We start from the raw sequence: 22425 nt of genomic DNA on the forward strand, positions 1-22425 counted from the left end.
ATTAAGGTTCGGCGCGCTAACCTTGCGGGCTACATTGAGGGATTCTGATGACCGACAGTTTTTCCACCCGCACGCCCCAACAGGCCCTCGCCGCCCTGCTCGATCGCTATGCGCCCAAGCGGCTTTTGCTGATCGGAGCAGACAGTTTCCCGGCGCTGCAGGCCTTTCAGGAGGCTCATCCGGAGACCGAACTGGCCCTCGCGGCGCCCGGCCCGCTGCCCGCCGAGCTTGCTGCCCGGCGCTTTGACCTGGCCTTGGTCGTCGACTGTCTGGAACACATTTCCAAGCGCGCAGGCCTTGAGCTGCTGGGCGGCATCCGCAATCTCAACGCCAGCCGCATCGCCGTGCTGGCTGACCTGCAAGCTTGCGGCTGGCAGACCACGGATTTCTATTCACTGGCGCTGCAGGCCAGTGAGCGTTTCGCCAGAGATGAACAAGTGCTGACCCTGTTCACCTACGACCTGCGCGAATACAAACAGGTACCGGACTGGCTGAACGCGAAGTTCTGGGCCAACCCGGAAATGTTTGGCAAGTACTGGTGGTGAGACTCGCATCATGAGCAGTGCAATCTGTCCCTGTGGCAGCGGCAACCTTCTGGTCGCCTGCTGCGGCCGTTATCACGCCGGTCAGCCCGCACCCTGCGCCGAAGCGCTCATGCGTTCGCGCTACAGCGCTTACGTGCTCGGCCTGATCGACTATCTGCTGGCAACCACGCTGCCGGCGCAGCAACATGGCCTGGATCGCGACTCGATCCGTCAGTGGAGCGCGCAGAGCACCTGGCTCGGGCTTGAGGTTGAAAGCGCCGAATTGCTCGGCGGCAAGCCGGAGCACGCGTTTGTCACCTTTGTCGCCCGCTGGCATGACGCAACGGGCGAACACAGCCATCGTGAAAAATCGGCGTTCGTGCAGAATCAGGGCCGCTGGTATTTCATCGATCCGACCGTTTCGCTCAAGACCACGCGTAATGACGCCTGCCCTTGTGGCAGTGAGCGGAAATTCAAGAAGTGTTGCGCCGGGTACATGGCCTGAGGGCTGGCGCTGTCACGCCAGCTTCAGGTGTGAAATATCGGGCACCCGCGCCTGTTCGACACGCCGGGACTCACCCATGTCGCTGCCCGCAGGCGCAAGGCTCAGGCCGGAAAGATCGAGTCTGGGGGCGACCGGTTCGGCTTTCGGATCCTGCACATCTTGCCCCGGCTCGGACAACGTGAAGTCCGGCGCCTCGACATCGACGAACGCTGCGGCGTAGACATCCCGAGGCTCGAGTCGCGACTTCTGCTCAGCCTTCGGCTGGCCGGAAGCAGGCGCTGCGGGGGATGGTGTCTTGCGCGTCCAGGTCGGCTCGTCGGGCGGCGGAGCGAGCTCCACTTCTTCGACTTCGACCTGCTCGGGCATCTCCACGACCTCGACACGGGCGCCGGCGCGCTCCAGTGTCGAGCGGTATTTTTCGGCGCCCGCCTGATCAAGATTATTCTTGAGCACCAGCCGGCGACCGGAGAACAGCAATGCGATACGCTGGGCATCGGCCTGGAACAGCTTGGCCATGTTCGCCTGGACCCGATCCAGCTGCGCGCCCGGGACCAGTTGGCCGGAAAATACAATTTCATAGCGTTTCATGGGTCAATACTCCTTCGACACATCGCGTGAGTATGGCGCAGGCTCAGTAGAACAGCGAGTTGCCCTGAAACGGTCGCTTGCTAGACTCAAGCCCGACAGGGAGTGAACCAATGGTGTTTCCGGCAAGCGTGTTCAGAATCTTCGGCCTGTGCATGGCAATGACGCTGACGGGCTGCTCGTCTTTGATCACCGGCGGCGCCGAAGATCCCGACGTCAGGCTGCTCAAGGTCGATGTGGTCAAGGCGCGACTGCTTCATCAGGACCTCAAGCTGCGCTTTCGCGTCGACAACCCCAACGACTCCAGCATTCTGGTGCGCGGGTTGCGCTACAAAGTGATGCTCAACGACATCCTGATCGCCGAAGGCGATTACAGCGACTGGTTCATCGTCAAGGCCGACAGCCACAAGAACTTCTCGGTGCCCATCCGCACCAATCTCTGGGAACACCTCAAGGACGTGACGCGCATGCTGGGCAAACCCAGGCAGCCTGTTCATTACCGGCTGGAAGGCAAGCTCAAGACCGGATTTTTATTCGGACATCGCGTGCGTATTGGCCGCGATGGCGAGATAATCCCCGGCGATTTGATTCCGGAGTAACCCCATGAACCAGCAAGCCCACGTGCACGGTCCTGATTGCAACCACGATCACGATCATCACGACCATCATCATGACCACGGCCACGTCCACGGCCCGCATTGCAATCACGAGCCTCAAGAGCCGGTTCGCAATGCACTCAAGGACGTCGGTCGCAACGACCCTTGCCCTTGCGGCAGCGAGAAGAAATTCAAGAAGTGCCACGGCGCCTGATTGCCTGCGCTTCATTCAACGGCCTGAGCGATCAGGCCGTTTTCGTTTGTGCGACAACCCTCCGAGAGCGTAAAACAGCGTCAGCCTGAAACGGCAGTCGCGATGACTCATTTGGAGCGTTCCATGATCGACCTGCACTACTGGACCACCCCCAACGGCCACAAGGTTTCCATCTTTCTGGAAGAAGCGGGCCTGCCTTACCGGATTTTCCCGGTGAACATCGGCGCGAACGAGCAGTTCGAGCCCGATTTTTTGAAGATCTCACCCAACAACCGCATTCCGGCCATCGTCGACCATGCACCGGCCGACGGCGGCGAGCCGCTGAGCGTGTTCGAGTCCGGCGCGATCCTGCTGTATCTCGCGGAAAAAACCGGCCAGTTCATTGCCACCGACCTGCGTGGACGCGAGCAGACGCTGCAGTGGCTGTTCTGGCAGATGGGCGGCCTGGGTCCGATGGCCGGGCAGAATCACCATTTCAATCGGTTTGCCAAGGAAAAGATTCCGTACGCGATCAAGCGTTACGTCGATGAAACCGCGCGTCTGTATGGCGTGCTGGACAAGCGCCTGGCCGATCGTGCCTACGTGGCTGGCGAGCAATACAGCATTGCCGACATGGCGATTTATCCGTGGATCGTGCCGCACACTTATCAGGAGCAGAACCTGGACGACTTCCCGAACCTCAAACGCTGGTTCGAATCGGTTGCCAGCCGCGATGCGGTGAAGCGCGCCTATGCGCTGGTAGACAAGGTCAATCCGCCGAAGCCCTGAGCCGCGATGATCCTCGCAGGCATAAGCGTGCTCGCGAAGGCTGATTTGCAACCACGGCATGCACTGGCCTCTTCCCGGCTGAAGCCGGTCCTACAGACGACGCATGTTTTCCGTAGGACCGGCTTTAGCCAGTCCTACAGACGACGCATGTTTTCCGTAGGACCGGCTTTAGCCAGTCCTACAGATGACGCATGTTTTCCGTAGGACCGGCTTTAGCCGGGAAGGCGTCGGGTGTCACGCCACTGATCGAAAAGAGGCTTCAATGACAGTTGGCTCATTCCTCATGGGTATGAGGCTTGGACGACAGCGTTGAAAAATCCTGAAATAAACCCCTGCCCCCCGCTTGCGTGGCGCCTGCCCGCTCTCTAACGTAGCGCCTTTCCAACGCCTACCCCCGCAGGAGCTTCATCATGGCCTCGCCAGCCCCATCTTTCCTGAAGACGCGACTCAGTACCGCCGCTGTCATGATCGGGCTGTTGAGCCTTGCCGGCTGCCAGCTGGGCGGCGAAGACCGGGATAATCTGCCGCCCACCAGCGGCGTGTTCGCAATCAAGGGGCTGGCGCAGAACGTGTCCGTGCGGCGCAACAATCTGGGCATGCCGCTGATCGAAAGCAACACGTTCCATGACGCCCTGTTCACCCTGGGATACGTCCACGCCAGTGATCGCATCTCGCAAATGGTGCAGATGCGTCTGCTCGCCCAGGGTCGACTGTCGGAAATCGCCGGGCCGGGCGCGCTGGACCTGGATCGCATGATGCGCGCCGCCAACCTCAAGCAGACCGCCAGCGAGTTGTACAACGCGTCGTCGCCACGCCTCAAACGGTTCTTCGAGGTCTACAGCCGCGGGGTCAACGCGTACCTGTTCCGCTATCGCGACAAACTGCCTTCAGACCTGGCCGACGCCGGCTACAAGCCCGAATACTGGAAGCCGGAAGACTCGGCGCTGATCTTCAGCCTGCTCAACTTCAGCCTGTCCGTAAACCTGCAGGAAGAGATTTCCTCGTTGGTGCTGGCTCAGAAAGTCGGTGCCGACAAACTGGCCTGGCTGCTGCCGACCTATCCCGACGAAGCGCTGCCATTCGCGGAAGCCGACAAGCTCAAAGGCTTGAACCTGAGCAGCCAGATGCCTGGCCTGAGCGATCTGGACAAGGCCGCACTGCAGCTTTCCGACCTCAATCTGCTGGGTGTTTCGGCGTCGAACAACTGGGTGATTTCGCCGCAACGGGCTCGCGCGGGCAAGAGTCTGCTGGCCACCGACAGCCAACTGCCGGCCACGCTGCCTTCAATGTGGAATTTCGTGCAGGTCCGCGCTCCGAAATATCAGGCCGCCGGTGCGACGGTCGCCGGTCTGCCGCTGGTGTTGTCCGGTTTCAACGGCAAGCTGGCGTGGGGCATGGGACCTGCCATGGGCGACAATCAGGACCTGTTCCTGGAGAAGCTCAAGCGTGAAAACAACCGCCTGATGGTCATGGCCGATGGCAAATGGGTCGCTGCCGGCGCTCATGAAGAAACCTATTTCGTCAAAGGCCAGCGGCCCGTGCGCGAGCCTGCTTACGAAACGCGCCACGGACCGCTGCTCAACGCAGGGTCGGCGCAACTGGCCAGTGGCTTGGGCATCGCGCTGCAAACCCCGGATGCCAAGGACGACAAAACCCTCGACGCGCTGTTTGACCTGACCCGCGCGCAGAACGTGGAGCGTGCGTTCGACACGACGCGGGAAATCCGCGCGATTACGCTGAACATGGTCTTCGCGGACGCTTCCAGCACCGGCTGGCAAGTGACCGGCCGCTACCCGAATCGCCGTGAGGGCCTGGGGCTCATTCCTTCGCCGGGCTGGGAGGGACGTTTTGACTGGGACGGCTATGCCGATGCCATGCTGCACCCTTACGACCAGGATCCGCAGCAAGGCTGGATCGCTACCGCCAACCAGCGCACGATGCCGAAGGGCTACGGCATGCAGCTCTCCAATTCGTGGGATTACCCGGAGCGCGCCGAGCGCATTGCCGAACTCGCCAACACCGGCAAGCAGGACACGCGCAGCACGATCAGCATGCAGTACGACCAGACCACTCTGTTCGCTGCCAAATTGAAGAAAATGTTCGAAGCACCAGGCATGGCCAGACCGTTGCAACAGGCTATCGACGCCTTGCCTGCGGCGGAACGCGACAAGGCCCGGGAGGCGTTTACTCGCCTGATGGCATTCGATGGCCGGCTCTCGCCGGTTTCCGCTGATGCCGCGATTTACGAGTTGTTCCTGCAGGAAAGCGCCAAGCAGATCTTCCTCGACGAACTCGGCCCCGAAGGCAGCCCGGCCTGGAAAGCGCTGGTGCAAAGCGCGGACCTTTCCTACTCGCCCCAGGCCGATCACCTGCTAGGGCGTGAGGACAGTCCGTATTGGGACGACGTGAAAACGCCGCAAAAAGAGGACAAGCCTGCGATTCTGGCGCGCAGTCTCGCGGCGGCCATCGTCGCTGGCGAAGCCCGTCTGGGCAGCGATCACAAGGCCTGGCAATGGGGCAAGCTGCACGCCTACAGCTGGACTTCGCAATCCGCGCAACTGACCGCGGCAATGGGCGGCAGTAAGGCGAGCGTCGTCAAAGGGCCGATGGCAGCGGGTGGCGATCACACCACGATCAATGCGTCGGGCTTCCATTGGGGGCAGGACTTCGATGCAGCGGTGATTCCGGCGATGCGCATGATCGTCGACTTTGCCCAGCAGGAGCCGATGATGGCGCAGAACGCGGCAGGTCAGTCGGGCAATCCGGCCAGCCCGCACTATGCCGACGGCATCGATCCGTGGCTGAAGGGCCTGTACATGTCGGTGCCGATGCAGCCTGAGAACTATGAAAAGGTCTACGGGAAGCAGCGGCTGACCCTGACGCCCGGCAAGTAACGTCGCGCAGCTACGACGTGGGGAGCGGGAATTGACGGTGAGTTGAGTACGGGTTCAGGCCTGGGGCCCGGCCTGCACTCACCTCCCGCTCTTGACTGTGGGAGCGCGGCTTGTCCCGCGATCTGCCGGAAACCGGCAGCCAAGCCTGTGAATGCGGGGTGTCAGGCATATTCGGGTGTTCTGGTTTTGCTACCGCCGCGGCAGATCGTCCGAGTGCGGCCCAGCGCAAGCGCGCTTTCGCGCAGCCCACACGGCTCGACAAAAAACCGAACTTCCCTCCCCCCGAATCGCTCTACCTGACAAGCCCCCACATCCGGTCATTCCATGGATCTTGTCATTGCCCGCCCCGAAGGTCTGTACTGTCCGCCCGGCGATTTCTATATCGATCCGTGGCGCCCGGTCGAGCGCTCGGTGATCACCCACGGCCACGGCGACCATGCGCGCACGGGCAACCAGCATTACCTGGCGGCGGCTCCCGGCGAAGGCATCCTGCGCTCAAGGCTGGGTCAGGACATCAACCTGCAGACCCTGGAATACGGCGAGTCCATCACCCATCACGGCGTCAAACTGAGCCTTCATCCTGCGGGCCATGTCCTCGGTTCGGCGCAAGTGCGGCTGGAATACAAAGGTGAAGTCTGGGTCGCATCGGGCGACTACAAAGTCGAGCCCGACGGCACCTGCGCGCCGTTCGAACCGGTGCGCTGCCACACGTTCATTACCGAATCCACGTTCGGCTTGCCGATCTATCGCTGGCAGCCGCAATCGGAAATCTTCACCGGTATCAACGATTGGTGGCGCGCCAATGCGGCCGTGGGCAAGGCCAGCGTCCTGTTCGCGTATTCCTTCGGCAAAGCGCAGCGCATCCTGCACGGCATCGATCCCGACATCGGACCGATTCTGGTTCACGGCGCCGTTGAACCGCTGAACCGGGTGTATCGCGAGGCGGGCGTTCGCATTCCAGAGACCCATTACGCTGGCGACTTCAAAAAAACTGACCCGGCGCTGCGTCAGGCGCTCATCGTGGCGCCGCCCTCGGCGGGCGGCAGCACCTGGATGCGGCGATTTGGCGACTTCAGCGATGCATTCGCCAGTGGCTGGATGATGCTGCGCGGCACCCGACGGCGTCGCGGGGTGGACCGAGGTTTTGCCTTGTCCGACCACGCCGATTGGCCGGGGCTGCTCTGGGCGATCGAAAACACCGGCGCCGAACGGGTGATGGTGACCCACGGTTCGGTCGCCGTGCTGGTCCGCTACCTGCGTGAATCCGGCCTCGACGCCCAAGGCTTCACCACCGAATACGGCGACGAGGAAGACGACGCGCCGAGCAAGACACAAACTGACGGCGATGGGACCGAGGTTCAGGAGGCATCGTCATGAAAGCTTTCGCCGAGCTTTACGCCCTGCTGGATGCCACGACCTCCAGCAATGCCAAGCTGGCTGCGATGCAGCACTACTTTGCGCACGCCGCTGCAGAAGATGCAGCCTGGGCGGTGTACTTTCTGTCCGGCGGACGGCCACGGCAACTGGTGCCCACGCGCCTTCTGCGCGAACAGGCGATGCAGCTGTCGGCCCTGCCTGAATGGCTGTTCGAAGAAAGCTATCAGGCGGTCGGCGACCTGGCTGAAACCCTGTCGCTGCTGTTGCCGAAGGCCGAGCACAGCTCCGAAGAAGGCTTGGCGAGCTGGATGGAAAACAAACTGTTACCCCTGCGCGGCTTGCCGCCCGAGGAGCTGTTGGAACGCTTGCCGACGTTCTGGGCGCAGCTGGATCCGCAAAGCCTGATGGTCTGCCTGAAGCTGATCACTGGCAGTTTTCGCGTGGGCGTGTCCAAACTGCTGGTCACCCGGGCGCTCGCCGCGTTGGCCGATATCGACAGCAAGCGCGTGGCGCAGCGACTGGTGGGTTACACCGATCTCTCGCACCGGCCGAGCGCCGAGGGCTACCTGAAACTGATCGCCGAGGAGTCAGAAGACGAACATGCCCAGCGCGGCGGCCAACCGTACCCGTTCTTCCTCGCCCACTCCTTGCAACAGCCGGTCGATCAATTCGAGACGCTGCTCGGCGCGCCCGAAAACTGGCAGGTCGAATGGAAGTGGGACGGCATCCGCGCGCAAGTGGTCAAGCGAGAAGGTCGTTTGTGGATCTGGTCGCGTGGCGAAGAGTTGGTCACCGATCGCTTCCCTGAACTGCACAGCTTGCTGCAATGCCTGCCAGACGGGACGGTGATCGACGGCGAAATCGTCGTCTGGAAGGCACCTGCGCCTCAAACCGACGCCGACAGCGCAAGCAACTTCTCTCTCGAAACTCCAGCTCCCGGTACGCCGGGCGAAGCAACACCGTCCGTGCAACCCTTCGCGCTGCTGCAGCAACGCATCGGCCGCAAGGCATTGGGCAAAAAGATCCTCGAGGATGTGCCCGTCGTCGTCCTCGCCTACGACCTGCTGGAATGGCAGGAACATGACTGGCGAAGTCGGCCTCAGCATGAGCGTCGCACTCAGCTCGAGGCGGTGATCGCTCAGGCGCAGAGCCCCGTGCTGCTGGCCTCGCCTGTACTGGGCGGCAAGGATTGGCTGGACCTCGGTCAGCAGCGCGAAGCGTCCCGCAGCCTGGGCGTCGAAGGCATGATGCTCAAAGCGCGGGACTCGATGTACGGCGTCGGCCGGACCAAGGACATGGGCGTCTGGTGGAAATGGAAAATCGATCCCTTCAGCGTTGATGCGGTGTTGATCTATGCCCAACGCGGGCACGGGCGTCGGGCCAGTCTGTATAGCGACTATACGTTCGCCGTCTGGGACGGCCCGCCGCAGTCCAGCGAACGTACGCTGGTGCCGTTCGCCAAGGCCTACTCAGGCCTGACCGATGAAGAAATGCGCAAAGTCGATGCAATCATCCGCAAGACCACGGTCGAAAAATTCGGGCCGGTGCGAAGCGTTACCCCAACCTTGGTATTCGAGCTTGGATTTGAAGGCATCGCGCTGTCGAAGCGCCACAAAAGCGGGATCGCCGTGCGCTTTCCACGGATGCTCAGATGGCGACAGGACAAGCCTGTTGCCGAGGCAGACAGCCTGGCGACGTTGCAGGATTTATTATCCTAGGCACCTTTTTGGTGCGCCACGCCCCGAATCGCCTCACGCACATGCTCCTTTGAGCGGCACGCAAGCGCCGCTCGTAACGGCAAAAAATCGCTACCGGACCCGCCCCGACTGCTACGGTTAGACGCAGACCTGCCGTTTACGGAAACAGCAGGCGCCGAGGATGATTTTTTACGCGCCCTTTTCGACCGTTTCGGCTACTCTCCCCCTGCCTCCGGCGCCCTGAAAAAAAGACAAGAGATGGCTCAAAGTCATCATTGCGACAACTCCGTACATTTAAAACGCACGTTCGTCTCTTTGGTTCGGAAATTGCTATCTTTTTGCGGTCTGGCACCTGCCGGTAGCAAGCCTTCGCGTGTTCCCAACGCTCAATTTGGTTTTAAGGACTGAACGATGAAAAAAGCATGGCTGACCCTTTCCGCACTCGCCATCTGTCTGGCCGCGGGTAACGCAATGGCCAAGGAGTACAAGGAGCTGCGTTTCGGCGTCGATCCTTCCTACGCTCCATTCGAATCGAAAGCTGCCGACGGCAGCCTCGTGGGTTTCGACATCGATCTGGGCAACGCGATCTGTGCTGAACTGAAGGTCAAGTGCAAGTGGGTTGAAAGCGATTTCGACGGCATGATCCCTGGCCTGAAAGCCAACAAGTTCGACGGCGTGATTTCCTCCATGACCGTGACCCCGGCTCGCGAGAAAGTCATCGACTTCTCCAGCGAACTGTTCTCCGGCCCGACCTCGCTGGTTTACAAAAAAGGTTCCGGCCTGAGCGCTGACGTTGCTTCGCTCAAAGGCAAGACCGTCGGCTACGAGCAAGGCACCATCCAGGAAGCCTACGCCAAGGCCATCCTCGACAAGGCTGGCGTTAAAACCCAGGCCTACGCCAACCAGGATCAGGTCTACGCCGACCTGGTTTCCGGTCGTCTGGACGCTTCCGTACAAGACATGCTGCAAGCCGAACTGGGCTTCCTGAAGTCGCCACAGGGTGCTGACTACGAAGTCAGCAAGCCAATCGACGATCCGCTGCTGCCAGCCAAGACCGCAGTCGGCATCGCGAAAGGTAACAAAGACCTGAAAGCGCTTTTGGACAAAGGTATCAAAGCGTTACACGATGACGGCAAGTATGCCGAGATCCAGAAGAAGCACTTCGGCGATCTGAATCTGTACAGCGGTAAGTAAGAAAACAAACGCCCGTGTCTTCAGCGATCATCCGAATCCCCCGCTGAAGTTCACGGGCGTTTTTATTGACTGTATAGGTTCCACATGTTCGATACTCTCCTGCAAAACCTGGGACTGTCCGCGTTCAGCCTGAAAGGCTTCGGCCCGTTGCTGCTCCAAGGCACCTGGATGACCGTCAAATTATCGGTAATGTCGCTGCTGCTGGCCATCGTGCTCGGCCTGCTGGGCGCCAGTGCCAAACTCTCCAAGGCCGCGTTTCTTCGCGTCCCCGCCCAGGTCTACACAACGCTGATCCGCGGCGTACCTGACCTGGTGCTGATGCTCCTGATTTTCTACAGCCTGCAAACCTGGCTGACCGGCCTCACCGAAGCGCTGGAATGGGACTACATCGAAATCGACCCTTTCGCCGCTGGCGTAATCACCTTGGGCTTCATCTACGGCGCCTACTTCACCGAAACGTTCCGCGGCGCGATTCTGGCCGTGCCTCGCGGACAGGTAGAAGCTGCCACCGCGTACGGACTCAGCCGCGCCCAGCGTTTTCGCTTCGTGGTGTTCCCGCAGATGATGCGCTTTGCCCTTCCCGGAATCGGCAACAACTGGCAGGTCGTGCTCAAGGCCACGGCGCTGGTGTCGATCATCGGTCTGGCCGATCTGGTCAAGGCGTCACAGGACGCCGGCAAGAGCACGTATCAACTGTTCTATTTCCTGGTGCTCGCCGCGTTGATCTATCTGGTCATCACCAGCGTGTCCAACTTTGCCCTGCGCTGGGCTGAACGGCGTTACGCCGCAGGCAGCCGGGAGGCTAAACGATGATTGAACTGCTTCAGGAATACTGGCGCGCCTTCCTTTATACGGACGGCCAGAACATCACCGGCCTGGCGATGACGATGTGGCTGCTCAGCGCCTCCATCGCCATCGGCTTCGTCGCCTCGATTCCGCTGTCCATTGCCCGCGTCTCGCCCAATCCTCTGGTGCGCTGGCCGGTGCAGTTCTACACCTACCTGTTCCGGGGCACGCCGCTCTACATCCAGTTGCTGATCTGCTACACCGGCATCTACAGCATTGCCGCCGTGCGGGATCAACCGATGCTCAACGCATTCTTTCGCGATGCGATGAACTGCACCATTCTGGCCTTCGCCCTCAATACCTGCGCGTACACCACCGAGATTTTCGCGGGGGCGATTCGCAGCATGAACCATGGCGAAGTCGAAGCGGCGAAGGCGTATGGCCTGACCGGCTGGCGCCTTTACACATACGTGATCATGCCGTCGGCGCTGCGTCGTTCGTTGCCGTACTACAGCAACGAAGTCATTCTGATGCTGCACTCGACCACCGTGGCCTTCACTGCAACGGTGCCTGACGTGCTCAAGGTCGCGCGCGACGCCAACTCGGCGACCTTCCTGACGTTCCAGTCGTTCGGCATCGCGGCGCTGATCTACCTCACCGTGACCTTCATCCTCGTCGGCCTGTTCCGCCTGGCCGAGCGCCGCTGGCTGGCCTTCCTCGGCCCGTCTCACTAGGACACTCGCATGCGACACCAGACCCATGATCTGCTGGCGCCGGTGCCTGGCACGGCGCGGCAGATCCACAGTTTTCACTACGGCCCGGAAAACGGCGCCTGCAAAATCTATATCCAGTCGTCGCTGCACGCCGATGAACTGCCGGGCATGCTGGTGGCCTGGTACCTGAAGCAGCGGCTGGCCGAGCTGGAAAACGCGGGCCAGTTGCTGGGCGAGATCGTGGTCGTTCCCGTGGCCAACCCGATCGGTCTGGAGCAGGTCCTGATGGACATTCCGCTGGGCCGTTACGAGCTGGAAAGCGGGCAGAATTTCAATCGCCGGTTCGTCGATCTGGGCCAGCAGGTGGGCGACGAAGTCGAGCCGCTGCTGACCGGCGACGCAGAGCACAACGTCGCGTTGATTCGCCAAAGCCTGCGCAATGCCCTTGATGCCTGCATCGGTGGCACTCAGCTGGAATCCCAGCGCCTGACCCTGCAGCGTCTGGCGTGCGACGCCGACATGGTGCTGGACCTGCACTGCGATTTCGAATCGGTCGAGCACCTCTACACCACGCCTGAAGCCTGGCCGCACGTCGAGCCGCTGTCGCGCTACCTCGGGGCGCAGGCCAGCTTGCTGGCGACCGACTCAGGCGGGCAGTCTTTCGATGAATGCTTCACGCTGGTGTGGTGGCAGTTGCAGCAGCGCTTCGAAAAGCGCTTCCCGATTCCACTAGGCAGCTTCTCCGTCACCCTCGAGTTGCGCGGCCAGGGCGATGTGAATCACGCGCTCGGCAGCCGCGACTGCCAGGCGATCATCAGCTACCTGATGCATTACGGCGCGATCGCCGGTGAGCCGGTGGCGCAACCCGAACTGATTTATCCGGCGACGCCATTGGCGGCGGTCGAACCGGTTGCCACGCCTGTCGGCGGCCTGCTGGTGTTCTGCACACTGCCGGGCGAGTACGTCGAGGCCGGGCAACTGATTGCTGAGGTCATTGACCCGATCAGCGACGCGGTGACCCCGATCCACACGGCCAACGCCGGTCTTATGTACGCCCGCTCTTTGCGACGCATGGCAACTGCCGGCATGGTCATCGCCCATGTCGCCGGCACCGAGGCCTACCGCAGCGGCTACCTACTTTCTCCTTAAGGATTGCCAGTCATGTACAAACTGACCATCGATGGCCTGCATAAAAGCTACGGTGACCACGAAGTGCTCAAGGGCGTTTCGCTGAAGGCCAACGTCGGTGACGTGATCTGCCTGATCGGCGCCAGCGGCTCGGGCAAGAGCACGTTCCTGCGCTGCATCAATTTTCTAGAACAGCCCAACGACGGCGCCATGAGCCTGGACGGCCAGCAGATTCGTATGGTGGCCGACGCCAGCGGCATGCGCGTTGCCGACCCGGCCGAACTGCAACGCATCCGCACGCGGCTGGCCATGGTGTTTCAGCACTTCAATCTGTGGAGCCACATGACCGTGCTGGAAAACATCACCATGGCCCCGCGCCGGGTGCTGGGCGTTTCAAAAGTTGAAGCCGAGGACCGCGCGCGCAAGTACCTGGAGAAGGTTGGCTTGCCTGCTCGCGTGGCCGATCAGTATCCGGCGTTTCTCTCCGGTGGCCAGCAGCAGCGGGTGGCCATTGCCCGCGCGCTGGCGATGGAGCCGGAAATCATGCTGTTCGACGAGCCGACCTCGGCGCTCGACCCCGAGCTGGTGGGCGAAGTGCTGAAGGTGATTCAGGGCTTGGCTGAGGAAGGCCGCACGATGATTCTGGTGACCCACGAAATGGGTTTTGCCCGCAAAGTCGCGAATCAGGTGGTGTTCCTGCATCAAGGTCAGATCGAAGAAATCGGCCACCCCGACGACGTGCTGGGAAATCCGAAGAGCGAACGCCTCAAGCAGTTCCTGAGTGGCAACTTGAAGTAAATTCCCCGAAACCTGCATCCCCTGCAGGATGTGAGCTTGCTCGCGATTGCCATATGTCAGCCGGCCATTTCCGGTGCAGACCCCATGCAATCGCGAGCAAGCTCACTCCCACAAGGGCATTGCGGCATGGCATGGTCTCGCGCCAGGCACCCGAACCGGTGGGAGCGAGCTTGCTCGCGAAGACTGACTTCCAGGCGCTACATCTTCACAGCATGAACCGGCCTCTTCCCGGCTGAAGCCGGTCCTACAGCGGCTGCAAGTCTTCGTAGGACCGGCTTTAGCCGGGAAGGCGTCGACTGTTACGCCGTAGAACTAAGGGGGCGTTAAAGACAGTTGGCTCACTCCTGCAGGTTCAGCGCCGGACGATAAATCCAGACCAAACTAATCCACTCCCCCGACGGTCTCTGAAGTAACCCACTACAGAGCCCGCGCATGCCCAAAACCGTCAATTTTGCCCAGCGCTGGTTCTCCGCTCGCGGCTGGAAGCCTTTCGCATTCCAGAAAGAAGTGTGGGCCGCCGTTGCGCGAGGAGAGTCCGGCCTGCTGCACGCCAGCACTGGTGCGGGCAAAACCTATTCGGTGTGGTTCGCCGCGCTCAATCGGTTTGCCAGAACGATTCCTGAAAAGACCGATGGCACGGCGCGCAAACGCAAGCCGCCTCCCACGCCGTTGAGCGTGCTTTGGATCACGCCCATGCGCGCCCTCGCGGCCGATACCGCACGGGCCCTGGAAGCGCCGCTGATGGACCTGGACATTCCGTGGAGTGTCGGCCTGCGCACCGGTGACACCAGCAGCAGCGAGCGGGCAAAACAGGGTCGTCGCCTGCCCTCCGCGCTCATTACCACACCCGAAAGCCTGACCCTGTTGCTGACGCGCGCTGACGCACAGGCGACCTTCTCGACCCTCAAGATGATCGTCGTCGATGAATGGCACGAGCTGATCGGCAATAAACGAGGCGTGCAGCTGCAGCTCGCCATCGCTCGCCTGCGCCGCTGGAACCCTGCACTGATCGTGTGGGGACTCTCCGCCACCCTCGGCAATCAAGAGCATGCGCAACGCGTCCTGCTCGGCGAGGGCGGTGTCACGGTGCAGGGCAAGGTCGAAAAACAACTGACCGTCGACACCCTGATCCCCCAAAGCATCGAGCGCTTTCCCTGGGCCGGGCACATGGGCTTGCGAATGCTGCCGCAGGTGTTGGCAGAGGTGGACAGCAGCTCCAGCTGCCTGCTGTTCACCAACACCCGCGCGCAGTCGGAGGTCTGGTATCAGGCGCTGCTCGATGCACGGCCCGACTGGGCTGGCCTGATTGCACTGCACCACGGCTCGCTGTCGCGGGAGGTTCGCGACTGGGTCGAACGGGCCCTCAAAGAAGGTCATTTGAAGGCCGTGGTCTGCACATCGAGCCTGGATCTGGGCGTGGACTTTCTACCGGTGGAGCGCGTGTTGCAGATCGGCTCAGCCAAAGGTGTCGCCCGCCTGATGCAGCGCGCCGGGCGCTCCGGCCATGCGCCGGGCCGCCCTTCCCGCGTCACGCTGGTGCCCACGCACAGCCTGGAACTGGTCGAAGCCGCCGCTGCCCGCGACGCTGTGGCTGCGCGCCTGATCGAGCCGCGCGAATCCCCCCACAAATCGCTGGACGTACTCGTACAGCATCTGGTGAGCATGGCACTGGGAGGCGGCTTCCTGCCTGACGAGCTGTTGGCCGAAGTTCGGACGGCCTGGGCGTATCGCGACCTGACCGATGACGAATGGGAGTGGGCACTGGCCTTCGTGCGCCATGGCGGTTTGTCATTGACGGCCTATCCCGATTACCGGCGCGTCGAGCCCGATGAACAAGGCGTCTGGCGCGTGCCGGATGCACGGCTGGCACGGCGTCACCGGATGAGCGTCGGCACCATCGTCAGCGACGCCAGCATCAACGTGAAGTACTGGAGCAAGGGCGGTGGTGGCGGCTCGCTCGGCAGCGTCGAGGAAGGGTTCATCGCGCGGCTCAAACCCGGTGATGGCTTTCTGTTCAGCGGCCGCCTGCTGGAGCTGGTGCGCGTGGAGAACATGACCGCCTACGTCAAACGCGCCACCAGCAAAAAGGCCGCCGTCCCACGCTGGAATGGAGGTCGGATGCCGCTTTCCAGCGAATTGGCCGACGCCGTGGTGGAGAAATTCGATTCCGCCGCCGACGGCCATTTCGACAGCCCGGAAATGCACACGGTCAGCCCGCTGCTGGAGGTGCAACGCCAGTGGTCTGCGTTGCCACGCAAAGACACGTTACTGGCCGAAACGCTGAAATCCCGCGAAGGCTGGCACCTGTTCCTGTACCCGTTCGCCGGACGCCACGTGCATCTGGGCCTGGCAAGTCTTCTGGCCTGGCGCCTGAGCAGGGACACGCCCCTGACCTTCTCGATTGCGGTCAACGATTACGGCTTCGAATTGCTGAGCGCTACCCAGATCGACTGGCCAGAACGAATAAGCGCTGCATTGTTCGCGGAAGACCATTTGCTGGCCGACATCATCGCCAGCCTCAACGCAGGCGAGCTCGCATTGCGCCGCTTCCGTGAGATCGCACGCATCGCCGGTCTGGTCTTCTCTGGCTATCCCGGCGCACCGAAGAGCAATCGACAATTGCAGGCGTCCAGCGGGCTGTTTTTCGAGGTATTCAAACAATACGATGCGCAAAACCTGCTCCTCACCCAGGCGGAGGAAGAAGTGCTGCGGCAAGAACTCGATGTGGCGAGACTCGAACAGACCTTGCGCCGAATCAACAGCCGAACGCTGGATATGCACGTGATCAAGCGTCCGACGCCGATGGCGTTCCCGTTGCTGGTCGAACGCATGCGCGAGAGCCTCAGCACCGAGAAACTGTCGGACCGCATTGCACGCATGGTGCAGGATCTGGAAAAAGCCGCCGGCCCTGAGGTCATCACATGAGGCCATACCTGTCCATTGAGCTCGCGGGCGCAGAGCTCTGGTTGTTGGCAGAAAAAGCGATCTATTACCCGGCCTACCGCGCATTGTTGATCGCCGACGCTCACTTCGGCAAAGCTGCCGCCTATCGACGGCTGGGTCAACCGGTGCCCCATGGCACCACAGATGACAACTTGCAGCGTCTGGACAATCTGCTGGCAGGCTACGACTGCGAACAGCTGATTTTTCTCGGCGACTTCCTGCACGCCCCTGAATCCCATGCGGCACTGACGCTATCGGCACTCAGGGCCTGGCGCGATCGTCACGCCGGCCTCGCTATCACGTTGATCCGCGGCAACCACGACAAGCGAGCGGGAGACCCGCCGCAGGACCTGCGCATTAACGTGGTTCCCGAGCCGCTCATGCTCGGTGCATTCGCGCTTCAGCACGAGCCTGACCCTCACCCGACGCATCACGTCCTGGCCGGCCACGTGCACCCTGCTTATCGACTGCAAGGCAAAGGGCGTCAGAGTCTGCGCCTGCCGTGCTTCTATTTGCTGGAAGACGTAAGCCTGCTTCCCGCCTTTGGCGCGTTTACCGGGGGCATGAACATCAGACCGGCGCAAGGCAGCCGCATTTACGTTGTAGGAGACGGCGCGGTGTGGGAAGCGAAATAAAAAGCACGAGGCGCTTCAAATCGGCAGGCGAAAAGCAGCCTGCCGACGCGAAGTCGGCAGGCTGGCAGTTGGCAGACGGTCAAGCTACGGGGGCGGGCGGCGGCTCATCTGGCAATGTAGGCTCACCGGGCTCCGTGGGCTGAGGATAATCGTTAGGGGTGTCAGGGTTAGGCTGGCCGGGAATCCCGCCAGCGACCATGTTATTCAGGTGTGGATGCGCTAACAGCGACCAAGCCAGCAACCCGACCTGATTCTGTCCGGGGTCGGCTTCCTTGCTGCTGGTTTTGATTTGTCTCTTCATAGGGCACTCCCGAGCGTTGGCCCCATCCGCATGGTGCGGATGGGAACGGTTCAATCAATAGAGTGCCGATTTCGTGACTAATTCAGTTTCGAAATGACCAACGGTGCACCACGTCACAGACTCAGGTGCGTGGCAGGGTGACGCCGCGCTGACCTTGATACTTGCCGCCACGGTCCTTGTAGGACACTTCGCATTCTTCGTCAGATTCCAGGAACAGCATCTGAGCGACGCCTTCGTTCGCATAAATTTTCGCAGGCAGAGTCGTGGTGTTGGAGAACTCCAGTGTCACGTGGCCTTCCCACTCTGGCTCAAGCGGCGTGACGTTGACGATGATGCCGCAACGCGCATAGGTGCTCTTGCCCAGGCAGATGGTCAGGACATTGCGCGGAATGCGGAAATACTCGACGGTGCGCGCCAGGGCGAAGGAGTTCGGCGGGATGATGCAGACGTCGCTCTTGATGTCGACGAAGCTCTTTTCGTCGAAATTCTTCGGATCGACGGTCGCGGAATTGATGTTGGTGAACACCTTGAATTCGTCGGCACAGCGCACGTCGTAGCCATAGCTGGACACACCGAAGGAGATCAGCCGGTCAGCGCCCTCGCCGCGCATCTGGCGCTCCACGAACGGCTCGATCATGCCGTGCTCTTGCGCCATGCGGCGAATCCACTTGTCCGATTTGATGCTCATGGCGGTGTCCTGAATAGCGAGGTGAAAAAGATGTCCGGCATCTTACCGGGCCGGGGCCTCCGGTTCAAAGGCTGTCCGCTGGACCTTGGCGCTTTGCACGATGCCCATTTGCCATGGTTAGAAATAAATGGAACAAGCCCATTGGCACATATGAAAAAACCGGTTAAGGTGGGTCCACTGTGTTGCTTGTGTCACTGAGAATCTCTACACGATGTTGAATTTCGATCCAACCATCTCCAAGAATTTTTCCTGCTCTTTGCACTCAGTCTCGGCCAGGGCTCTTCCTGAGTCGCAGTTAACTTTGTCCAAGGAGATACACCATGTCCAATCGCCAAACCGGTACCGTTAAGTGGTTCAACGATGAAAAAGGCTTCGGCTTCATCACTCCACAATCCGGTGACGACCTGTTCGTACACTTCAAAGCAATCCAGTCCGACGGCTTCAAAAGCCTGAAAGAAGGCCAGCAGGTTTCTTTCATCGCTACCCGCGGTCAGAAAGGCATGCAAGCTGAAGAAGTTCAAGTTATCTAACTTGTACTGATTCGCTTAAAAACCCCGCCCTCAAAGCGGGGTTTTTTTATGCCTGCAGGTTTTGCACAGCGTGCAACACCCGTAGAACTGAGCCTGCTCGCGGTGCCTGTCCGGACTGCTTCAGCGACCGAACGCCAGCGAGCAACCCCACCCTGACGAGTGGAGTTGCACATCAGACCGGACGATTGCCCGTTAATCGTCGCTGACGGAAATGTCAGGCATCGCAGGCGTTGCCGCTTCCTGCAGGACGATGCGCGCGCCGACGTGACGCGCCAGCTCCTGGTACACCATCGCAATCTGACTTTCCGGTTCGGCGATGGCTGTGGGCCTGCCACCATCGGCCTGCTCGCGGATCAGCATCGACAGCGGCAGCGAAGCCAGCAGCTCAACGCCGTATTGGGACGCTAGCTTCTCGCCTCCGCCCTCACCGAACAGATGCTCGGCATGACCGCAATTCGAGCAGATGTGAACCGCCATGTTTTCGACGACGCCCAGCACGGGAATATTGACCTTGCGGAACATCTCCACGCCTTTTTTGGCATCCAGCAATGCCAGATCCTGAGGCGTGGTGACGATGACCGCCCCCGCAACCGGGACCTTTTGCGCCAGCGTCAGCTGGATGTCACCGGTGCCTGGCGGCATGTCGATGACCAGATAGTCCAGATCGTTCCAGGCGGTCTGAGTCACCAGCTGCAGCAGCGCGCCGGAAACCATCGGCCCGCGCCAGACCATCGGCGTGTTGTCATCGGTCAGAAAAGCCATCGACATCACTTCGATGCCATGCGCCTGAATGGGTACGAACCATTTCTGATCCTTGATCTGCGGACGCGTGCCTTCAGCAATGCCAAACATCACGCCCTGGCTGGGTCCATAGATGTCGGCATCGAGAATGCCCACCCGCGCCCCCTCACGCGACAAAGCGAGCGCCAGGTTGGCAGCGGTGGTGGATTTGCCCACGCCACCCTTGCCGGAGGCGACGGCGACGATGTTTTTAACGTTGGCCAAGCCAGGAATCTGGCCCTGCGCCTTGTGCGCACCGATCAGCGTATCGACCTGCACACTGGCAGACGCCACGCCATCGAGGTTCCCGATCGCCATTTGCAGCATCTGCGCCCAGCCGTTCTTGAACAGGTCGGCAGCGTAGCCCAGCTGCAGCTGAACGCTGACGCGATCACCATCGATGTCGATCGCCCGCACGCAGCCAGCGCTGACCGGGTCTTGATTCAAATAAGGATCGGTGTACTGGCGAAGGATGGCCTCCACCGTTGCGCGATTGACAGCGCTCATGGGTCACTCCCGAAAAAGACTGAGCAAAACAGGCGGCTATCCTACCGCGTTCGTCGGAATAAGAGGGGCCGGGTTTTTACCCATGACTCGCGAAGCCGATTCCCACACGCTGTGCGGGATGAAAAAAAACGCTCAGGCCTTTATAGTGGCCGACCTCCGTTTCACTTCAAGTAGCCGAGCCCCATGTCCGAGCCACGCAAGATTCTCGTCACCAGCGCCCTGCCCTATGCCAATGGTTCCATTCACCTTGGCCACATGCTCGAGTACATCCAGACCGACATGTGGGTGCGCTTCCAGAAGCACCGCGGCAACCAGTGCATTTATGTGTGCGCGGACGACGCCCATGGCTCGGCCATCATGCTGCGTGCAGAAAAGGAAGGCATCACCCCGGAGCAACTGATCGCCAACGTTCAGGCTGAACACAGCGCCGACTTTGCCGACTTCCTGGTCAACTTCGACAACTTCCATTCCACTCACGCCGAAGAAAACCGCGAGCTGTCGAGCCTGATCTACACACGTCTGCGCGACGCTGGCCACATCGCCACGCGCTCGGTCACGCAGTATTTCGACCCGGAAAAGAAAATGTTCCTGGCCGACCGCTTCATCAAAGGCACCTGCCCGAAATGCGGCACTGAAGATCAGTACGGCGACAACTGCGAGAAATGCGGCGCTACGTACGCACCGACCGACCTGAAAGACCCGAAATCGGCGATTTCCGGAGCCACGCCCGTTCTCAAGGATTCCAAGCACTTCTTCTTCGACCTGCCCGCCTTCGACGCCATGCTCAAGAGCTGGACCCGCAGCGGCACCCTGCAGGACGCTGTGGCCAACAAGTTGTCGGAGTGGCTTGACTCGGGCCTGCAGCAGTGGGACATCTCCCGCGATGCGCCGTATTTCGGTTTCGAGATTCCGGGTGAACCTGGCAAATACTTCTACGTATGGCTGGATGCACCCATCGGCTACATGGCAAGCTTCAAGAACCTGTGCGACCGCACGTCAGGTCTGGACTTCGACGCATTCTGGAACAAGGATTCCACGACCGAGCTTTACCATTTCATCGGCAAGGACATCGTCAATTTCCACGCCCTGTTCTGGCCGGCCATGCTCGAAGGTTCGGGCTTCCGCAAGCCCACCGCGATCAATGTCCACGGCTACCTGACGGTCAACGGCCAGAAGATGTCGAAATCCCGCGGCACGTTCATCAAGGCGCGCACCTACCTTGAGCACCTTTCGCCGGAATACCTGCGCTATTACTACGCAGCCAAGCTGGGCCGCGGCGTCGACGACCTGGACCTGAACCTCGAAGACTTCGTGCAAAAGGTCAATTCCGACCTGATCGGCAAAGTGGTCAACATCGCAAGCCGCTGTGCAGGCTTCATTCATAAGGGCAACGCAGGCGTGCTGGTGGCGGGCAATGCCGCGCCGGAGCTGACCGATGCCTTCCTCGCTGCCGCGCCGAGCATCGCCGAAGCTTATGAGGCACGGGACTTTGCACGGGCCATGCGGGAAATCATGGCACTGGCAGATCGCGCCAACGCCTGGATCGCCGACAAAGCACCGTGGTCGCTGGCCAAGCAAGAAGGCAAACAGGACGAAGTTCAGGCCATCTGCGCGCTGGGCATCAACCTGTTCCGCCAGCTGGTGATCTTCCTCAAGCCCGTCCTGCCGAATCTGGCGGCCGATGCCGAGCAGTTCCTGAACGTCCCGCCGTTGACCTGGGACGATCACCTGACGCTGCTGAGCAACCATCAGCTCAATCCGTTCCAGGCACTGATGACGCGCATCGATCCAGCAAAAGTGGAAGCCATGACCACTGCCTCGAAAGAAGATCTGGCAGCCAGCGCCACCGATACGGGTCCGCAAGGCAACGGTGAACTGACCAAGGACCCGCTGTCGCCGGAAATCGATTTCGACGCGTTCGCCGCCATTGACCTGCGCGTCGCGCTGATCGAAAAAGCCGAGCATGTCGAAGGTGCCGATAAGCTGCTGCGCCTGACCCTCGACATCGGCGACGAGAAGCGCAACGTGTTCTCCGGCATCAAGAGCGCTTACCCGAACCCGGCTGAGCTCGAAGGTCGCCTGACCATGATGATTGCCAACCTCAAGCCCCGGAAAATGCGTTTCGGCATTTCCGAAGGCATGGTGATGGCAGCAGGCCCTGGCGGTGAAGAAATCTACCTGCTGAGCCCTGACAGCGGCGCCAAGCCAGGTCAACGCATCAAGTAACCCTGAACGTGGCTGGCGATCTGCGGATCGCCAGTC

Annotated in this window: 21 protein-coding genes; 17 read left to right on the forward strand and 4 right to left on the reverse strand. The window is 60.9% G+C overall.

Going from position 1 to position 22425, the window contains the following annotated elements; all coding sequences use genetic code 11:
- Positions 1 to 47: 47 nt before the first annotated feature.
- Entirely contained in the window at positions 48 to 545 is a 498-nt protein-coding gene (locus QRN36_RS02150; protein ID WP_285422627.1) for a DUF6231 family protein, read from the forward strand.
- Positions 546 to 555: 10 nt separating this feature from the next.
- Positions 556 to 1029 carry a YchJ family protein gene (locus tag QRN36_RS02155; protein ID WP_285422628.1) on the forward strand — a complete coding sequence of 158 codons (474 nt, stop codon included), beginning with the start codon at positions 556 to 558 and terminating at the stop codon, positions 1027 to 1029.
- A 12-nt stretch (positions 1030 to 1041) separates the two neighbouring features.
- Here QRN36_RS02155 and QRN36_RS02160 read toward each other — a convergent pair whose 3' ends face one another.
- Positions 1042 to 1617, reverse strand: a complete 576-nt coding sequence (locus QRN36_RS02160; RefSeq protein WP_285422629.1) for a hypothetical protein — start codon at positions 1615 to 1617, stop codon at positions 1042 to 1044.
- A 110-nt stretch (positions 1618 to 1727) separates the two neighbouring features.
- On the opposite strand from QRN36_RS02160, the gene QRN36_RS02165 reads away from it, so the two are divergent.
- The 13 genes from QRN36_RS02165 to pdeM all read left to right on the forward strand — a co-directional run bounded on the left by QRN36_RS02165 (position 1728) and on the right by pdeM (position 17357).
- Entirely contained in the window at positions 1728 to 2213 is a 486-nt protein-coding gene (locus QRN36_RS02165; protein ID WP_285422630.1) for an LEA type 2 family protein, read from the forward strand.
- Positions 2214 to 2217: 4 nt separating this feature from the next.
- Positions 2218 to 2424, forward strand: coding sequence for an SEC-C metal-binding domain-containing protein (locus tag QRN36_RS02170; RefSeq protein ID WP_062387914.1), 207 nt, complete (start codon positions 2218 to 2220; stop codon positions 2422 to 2424).
- A gap of 123 nt (positions 2425 to 2547) precedes the next feature.
- Complete coding sequence (locus QRN36_RS02175) at positions 2548 to 3192, forward strand: glutathione binding-like protein (RefSeq protein WP_285422631.1); 645 nt, start codon at positions 2548 to 2550, stop codon at positions 3190 to 3192.
- 410 nt (positions 3193 to 3602) lie between these two features.
- Positions 3603 to 6086 (forward strand): penicillin acylase family protein, encoded by a 2484-nt coding sequence (locus QRN36_RS02180; RefSeq protein ID WP_285422632.1) that lies wholly within the window; start codon positions 3603 to 3605, stop codon positions 6084 to 6086.
- Between the two features lie 324 nt (positions 6087 to 6410).
- Entirely contained in the window at positions 6411 to 7463 is a 1053-nt protein-coding gene (locus QRN36_RS02185; protein ID WP_285422633.1) for a ligase-associated DNA damage response exonuclease, read from the forward strand.
- Positions 7460 to 9181: an ATP-dependent DNA ligase gene (locus tag QRN36_RS02190; RefSeq protein WP_285422634.1), complete on the forward strand. Its 1722-nt coding sequence runs from the start codon at positions 7460 to 7462 to the stop codon at positions 9179 to 9181. The genes QRN36_RS02185 and QRN36_RS02190 overlap by 4 nt, the downstream gene beginning before the upstream one ends.
- A gap of 390 nt (positions 9182 to 9571) precedes the next feature.
- A complete protein-coding gene (locus QRN36_RS02195) occupies positions 9572 to 10354 on the forward strand; it encodes a transporter substrate-binding domain-containing protein (protein ID WP_062387926.1) in 783 nt (260 codons plus the stop codon).
- 84 nt (positions 10355 to 10438) lie between these two features.
- A complete protein-coding gene (locus QRN36_RS02200; protein WP_285422635.1) occupies positions 10439 to 11167 on the forward strand; it encodes an ABC transporter permease in 729 nt (242 codons plus the stop codon).
- Positions 11164 to 11874, forward strand: coding sequence for an ABC transporter permease (locus QRN36_RS02205; protein ID WP_285422636.1), 711 nt, complete (start codon positions 11164 to 11166; stop codon positions 11872 to 11874). The genes QRN36_RS02200 and QRN36_RS02205 overlap by 4 nt, the downstream gene beginning before the upstream one ends.
- A 9-nt stretch (positions 11875 to 11883) precedes the next feature.
- Entirely contained in the window at positions 11884 to 13002 is a 1119-nt protein-coding gene (locus tag QRN36_RS02210; RefSeq protein WP_285422637.1) for a succinylglutamate desuccinylase/aspartoacylase family protein, read from the forward strand.
- A 12-nt stretch (positions 13003 to 13014) separates the two neighbouring features.
- Entirely contained in the window at positions 13015 to 13779 is a 765-nt protein-coding gene (locus tag QRN36_RS02215) for an ABC transporter ATP-binding protein (protein ID WP_093461177.1), read from the forward strand.
- A 432-nt stretch (positions 13780 to 14211) separates the two neighbouring features.
- Positions 14212 to 16704 (forward strand): ligase-associated DNA damage response DEXH box helicase, encoded by a 2493-nt coding sequence (locus QRN36_RS02220; RefSeq protein ID WP_285422638.1) that lies wholly within the window; start codon positions 14212 to 14214, stop codon positions 16702 to 16704.
- Complete coding sequence (gene pdeM / locus QRN36_RS02225) at positions 16701 to 17357, forward strand: ligase-associated DNA damage response endonuclease PdeM (RefSeq protein WP_285422639.1); 657 nt, start codon at positions 16701 to 16703, stop codon at positions 17355 to 17357. The genes QRN36_RS02220 and pdeM overlap by 4 nt, the downstream gene beginning before the upstream one ends.
- A gap of 79 nt (positions 17358 to 17436) precedes the next feature.
- Here the strand turns inward: pdeM and QRN36_RS02230 are convergent, their stop codons facing one another.
- Entirely contained in the window at positions 17437 to 17658 is a 222-nt protein-coding gene (locus QRN36_RS02230) for a hypothetical protein (protein WP_285422640.1), read from the reverse strand.
- Positions 17659 to 17779: 121 nt separating this feature from the next.
- Positions 17780 to 18346, reverse strand: coding sequence for a dCTP deaminase (dcd, locus tag QRN36_RS02235; protein WP_017126297.1), 567 nt, complete (start codon positions 18344 to 18346; stop codon positions 17780 to 17782).
- A 320-nt stretch (positions 18347 to 18666) separates the two neighbouring features.
- Between dcd and QRN36_RS02240 the strand changes: the two genes are divergently transcribed.
- Positions 18667 to 18876, forward strand: coding sequence for a cold-shock protein (locus QRN36_RS02240; RefSeq protein WP_002554837.1), 210 nt, complete (start codon positions 18667 to 18669; stop codon positions 18874 to 18876).
- A 192-nt stretch (positions 18877 to 19068) separates the two neighbouring features.
- Here QRN36_RS02240 and apbC read toward each other — a convergent pair whose 3' ends face one another.
- Entirely contained in the window at positions 19069 to 20163 is a 1095-nt protein-coding gene (gene apbC, locus QRN36_RS02245; RefSeq protein WP_285422641.1) for an iron-sulfur cluster carrier protein ApbC, read from the reverse strand.
- Positions 20164 to 20346: 183 nt separating this feature from the next.
- On the opposite strand from apbC, the gene metG reads away from it, so the two are divergent.
- Complete coding sequence (metG, locus tag QRN36_RS02250) at positions 20347 to 22389, forward strand: methionine--tRNA ligase (protein WP_285422642.1); 2043 nt, start codon at positions 20347 to 20349, stop codon at positions 22387 to 22389.
- The last annotated feature ends 36 nt before the right edge of the window (positions 22390 to 22425 follow it).

The organism is Pseudomonas sp. efr-133-TYG-103a, assembly GCF_030209235.1.
Classification (GTDB): domain Bacteria; phylum Pseudomonadota; class Gammaproteobacteria; order Pseudomonadales; family Pseudomonadaceae; genus Aquipseudomonas.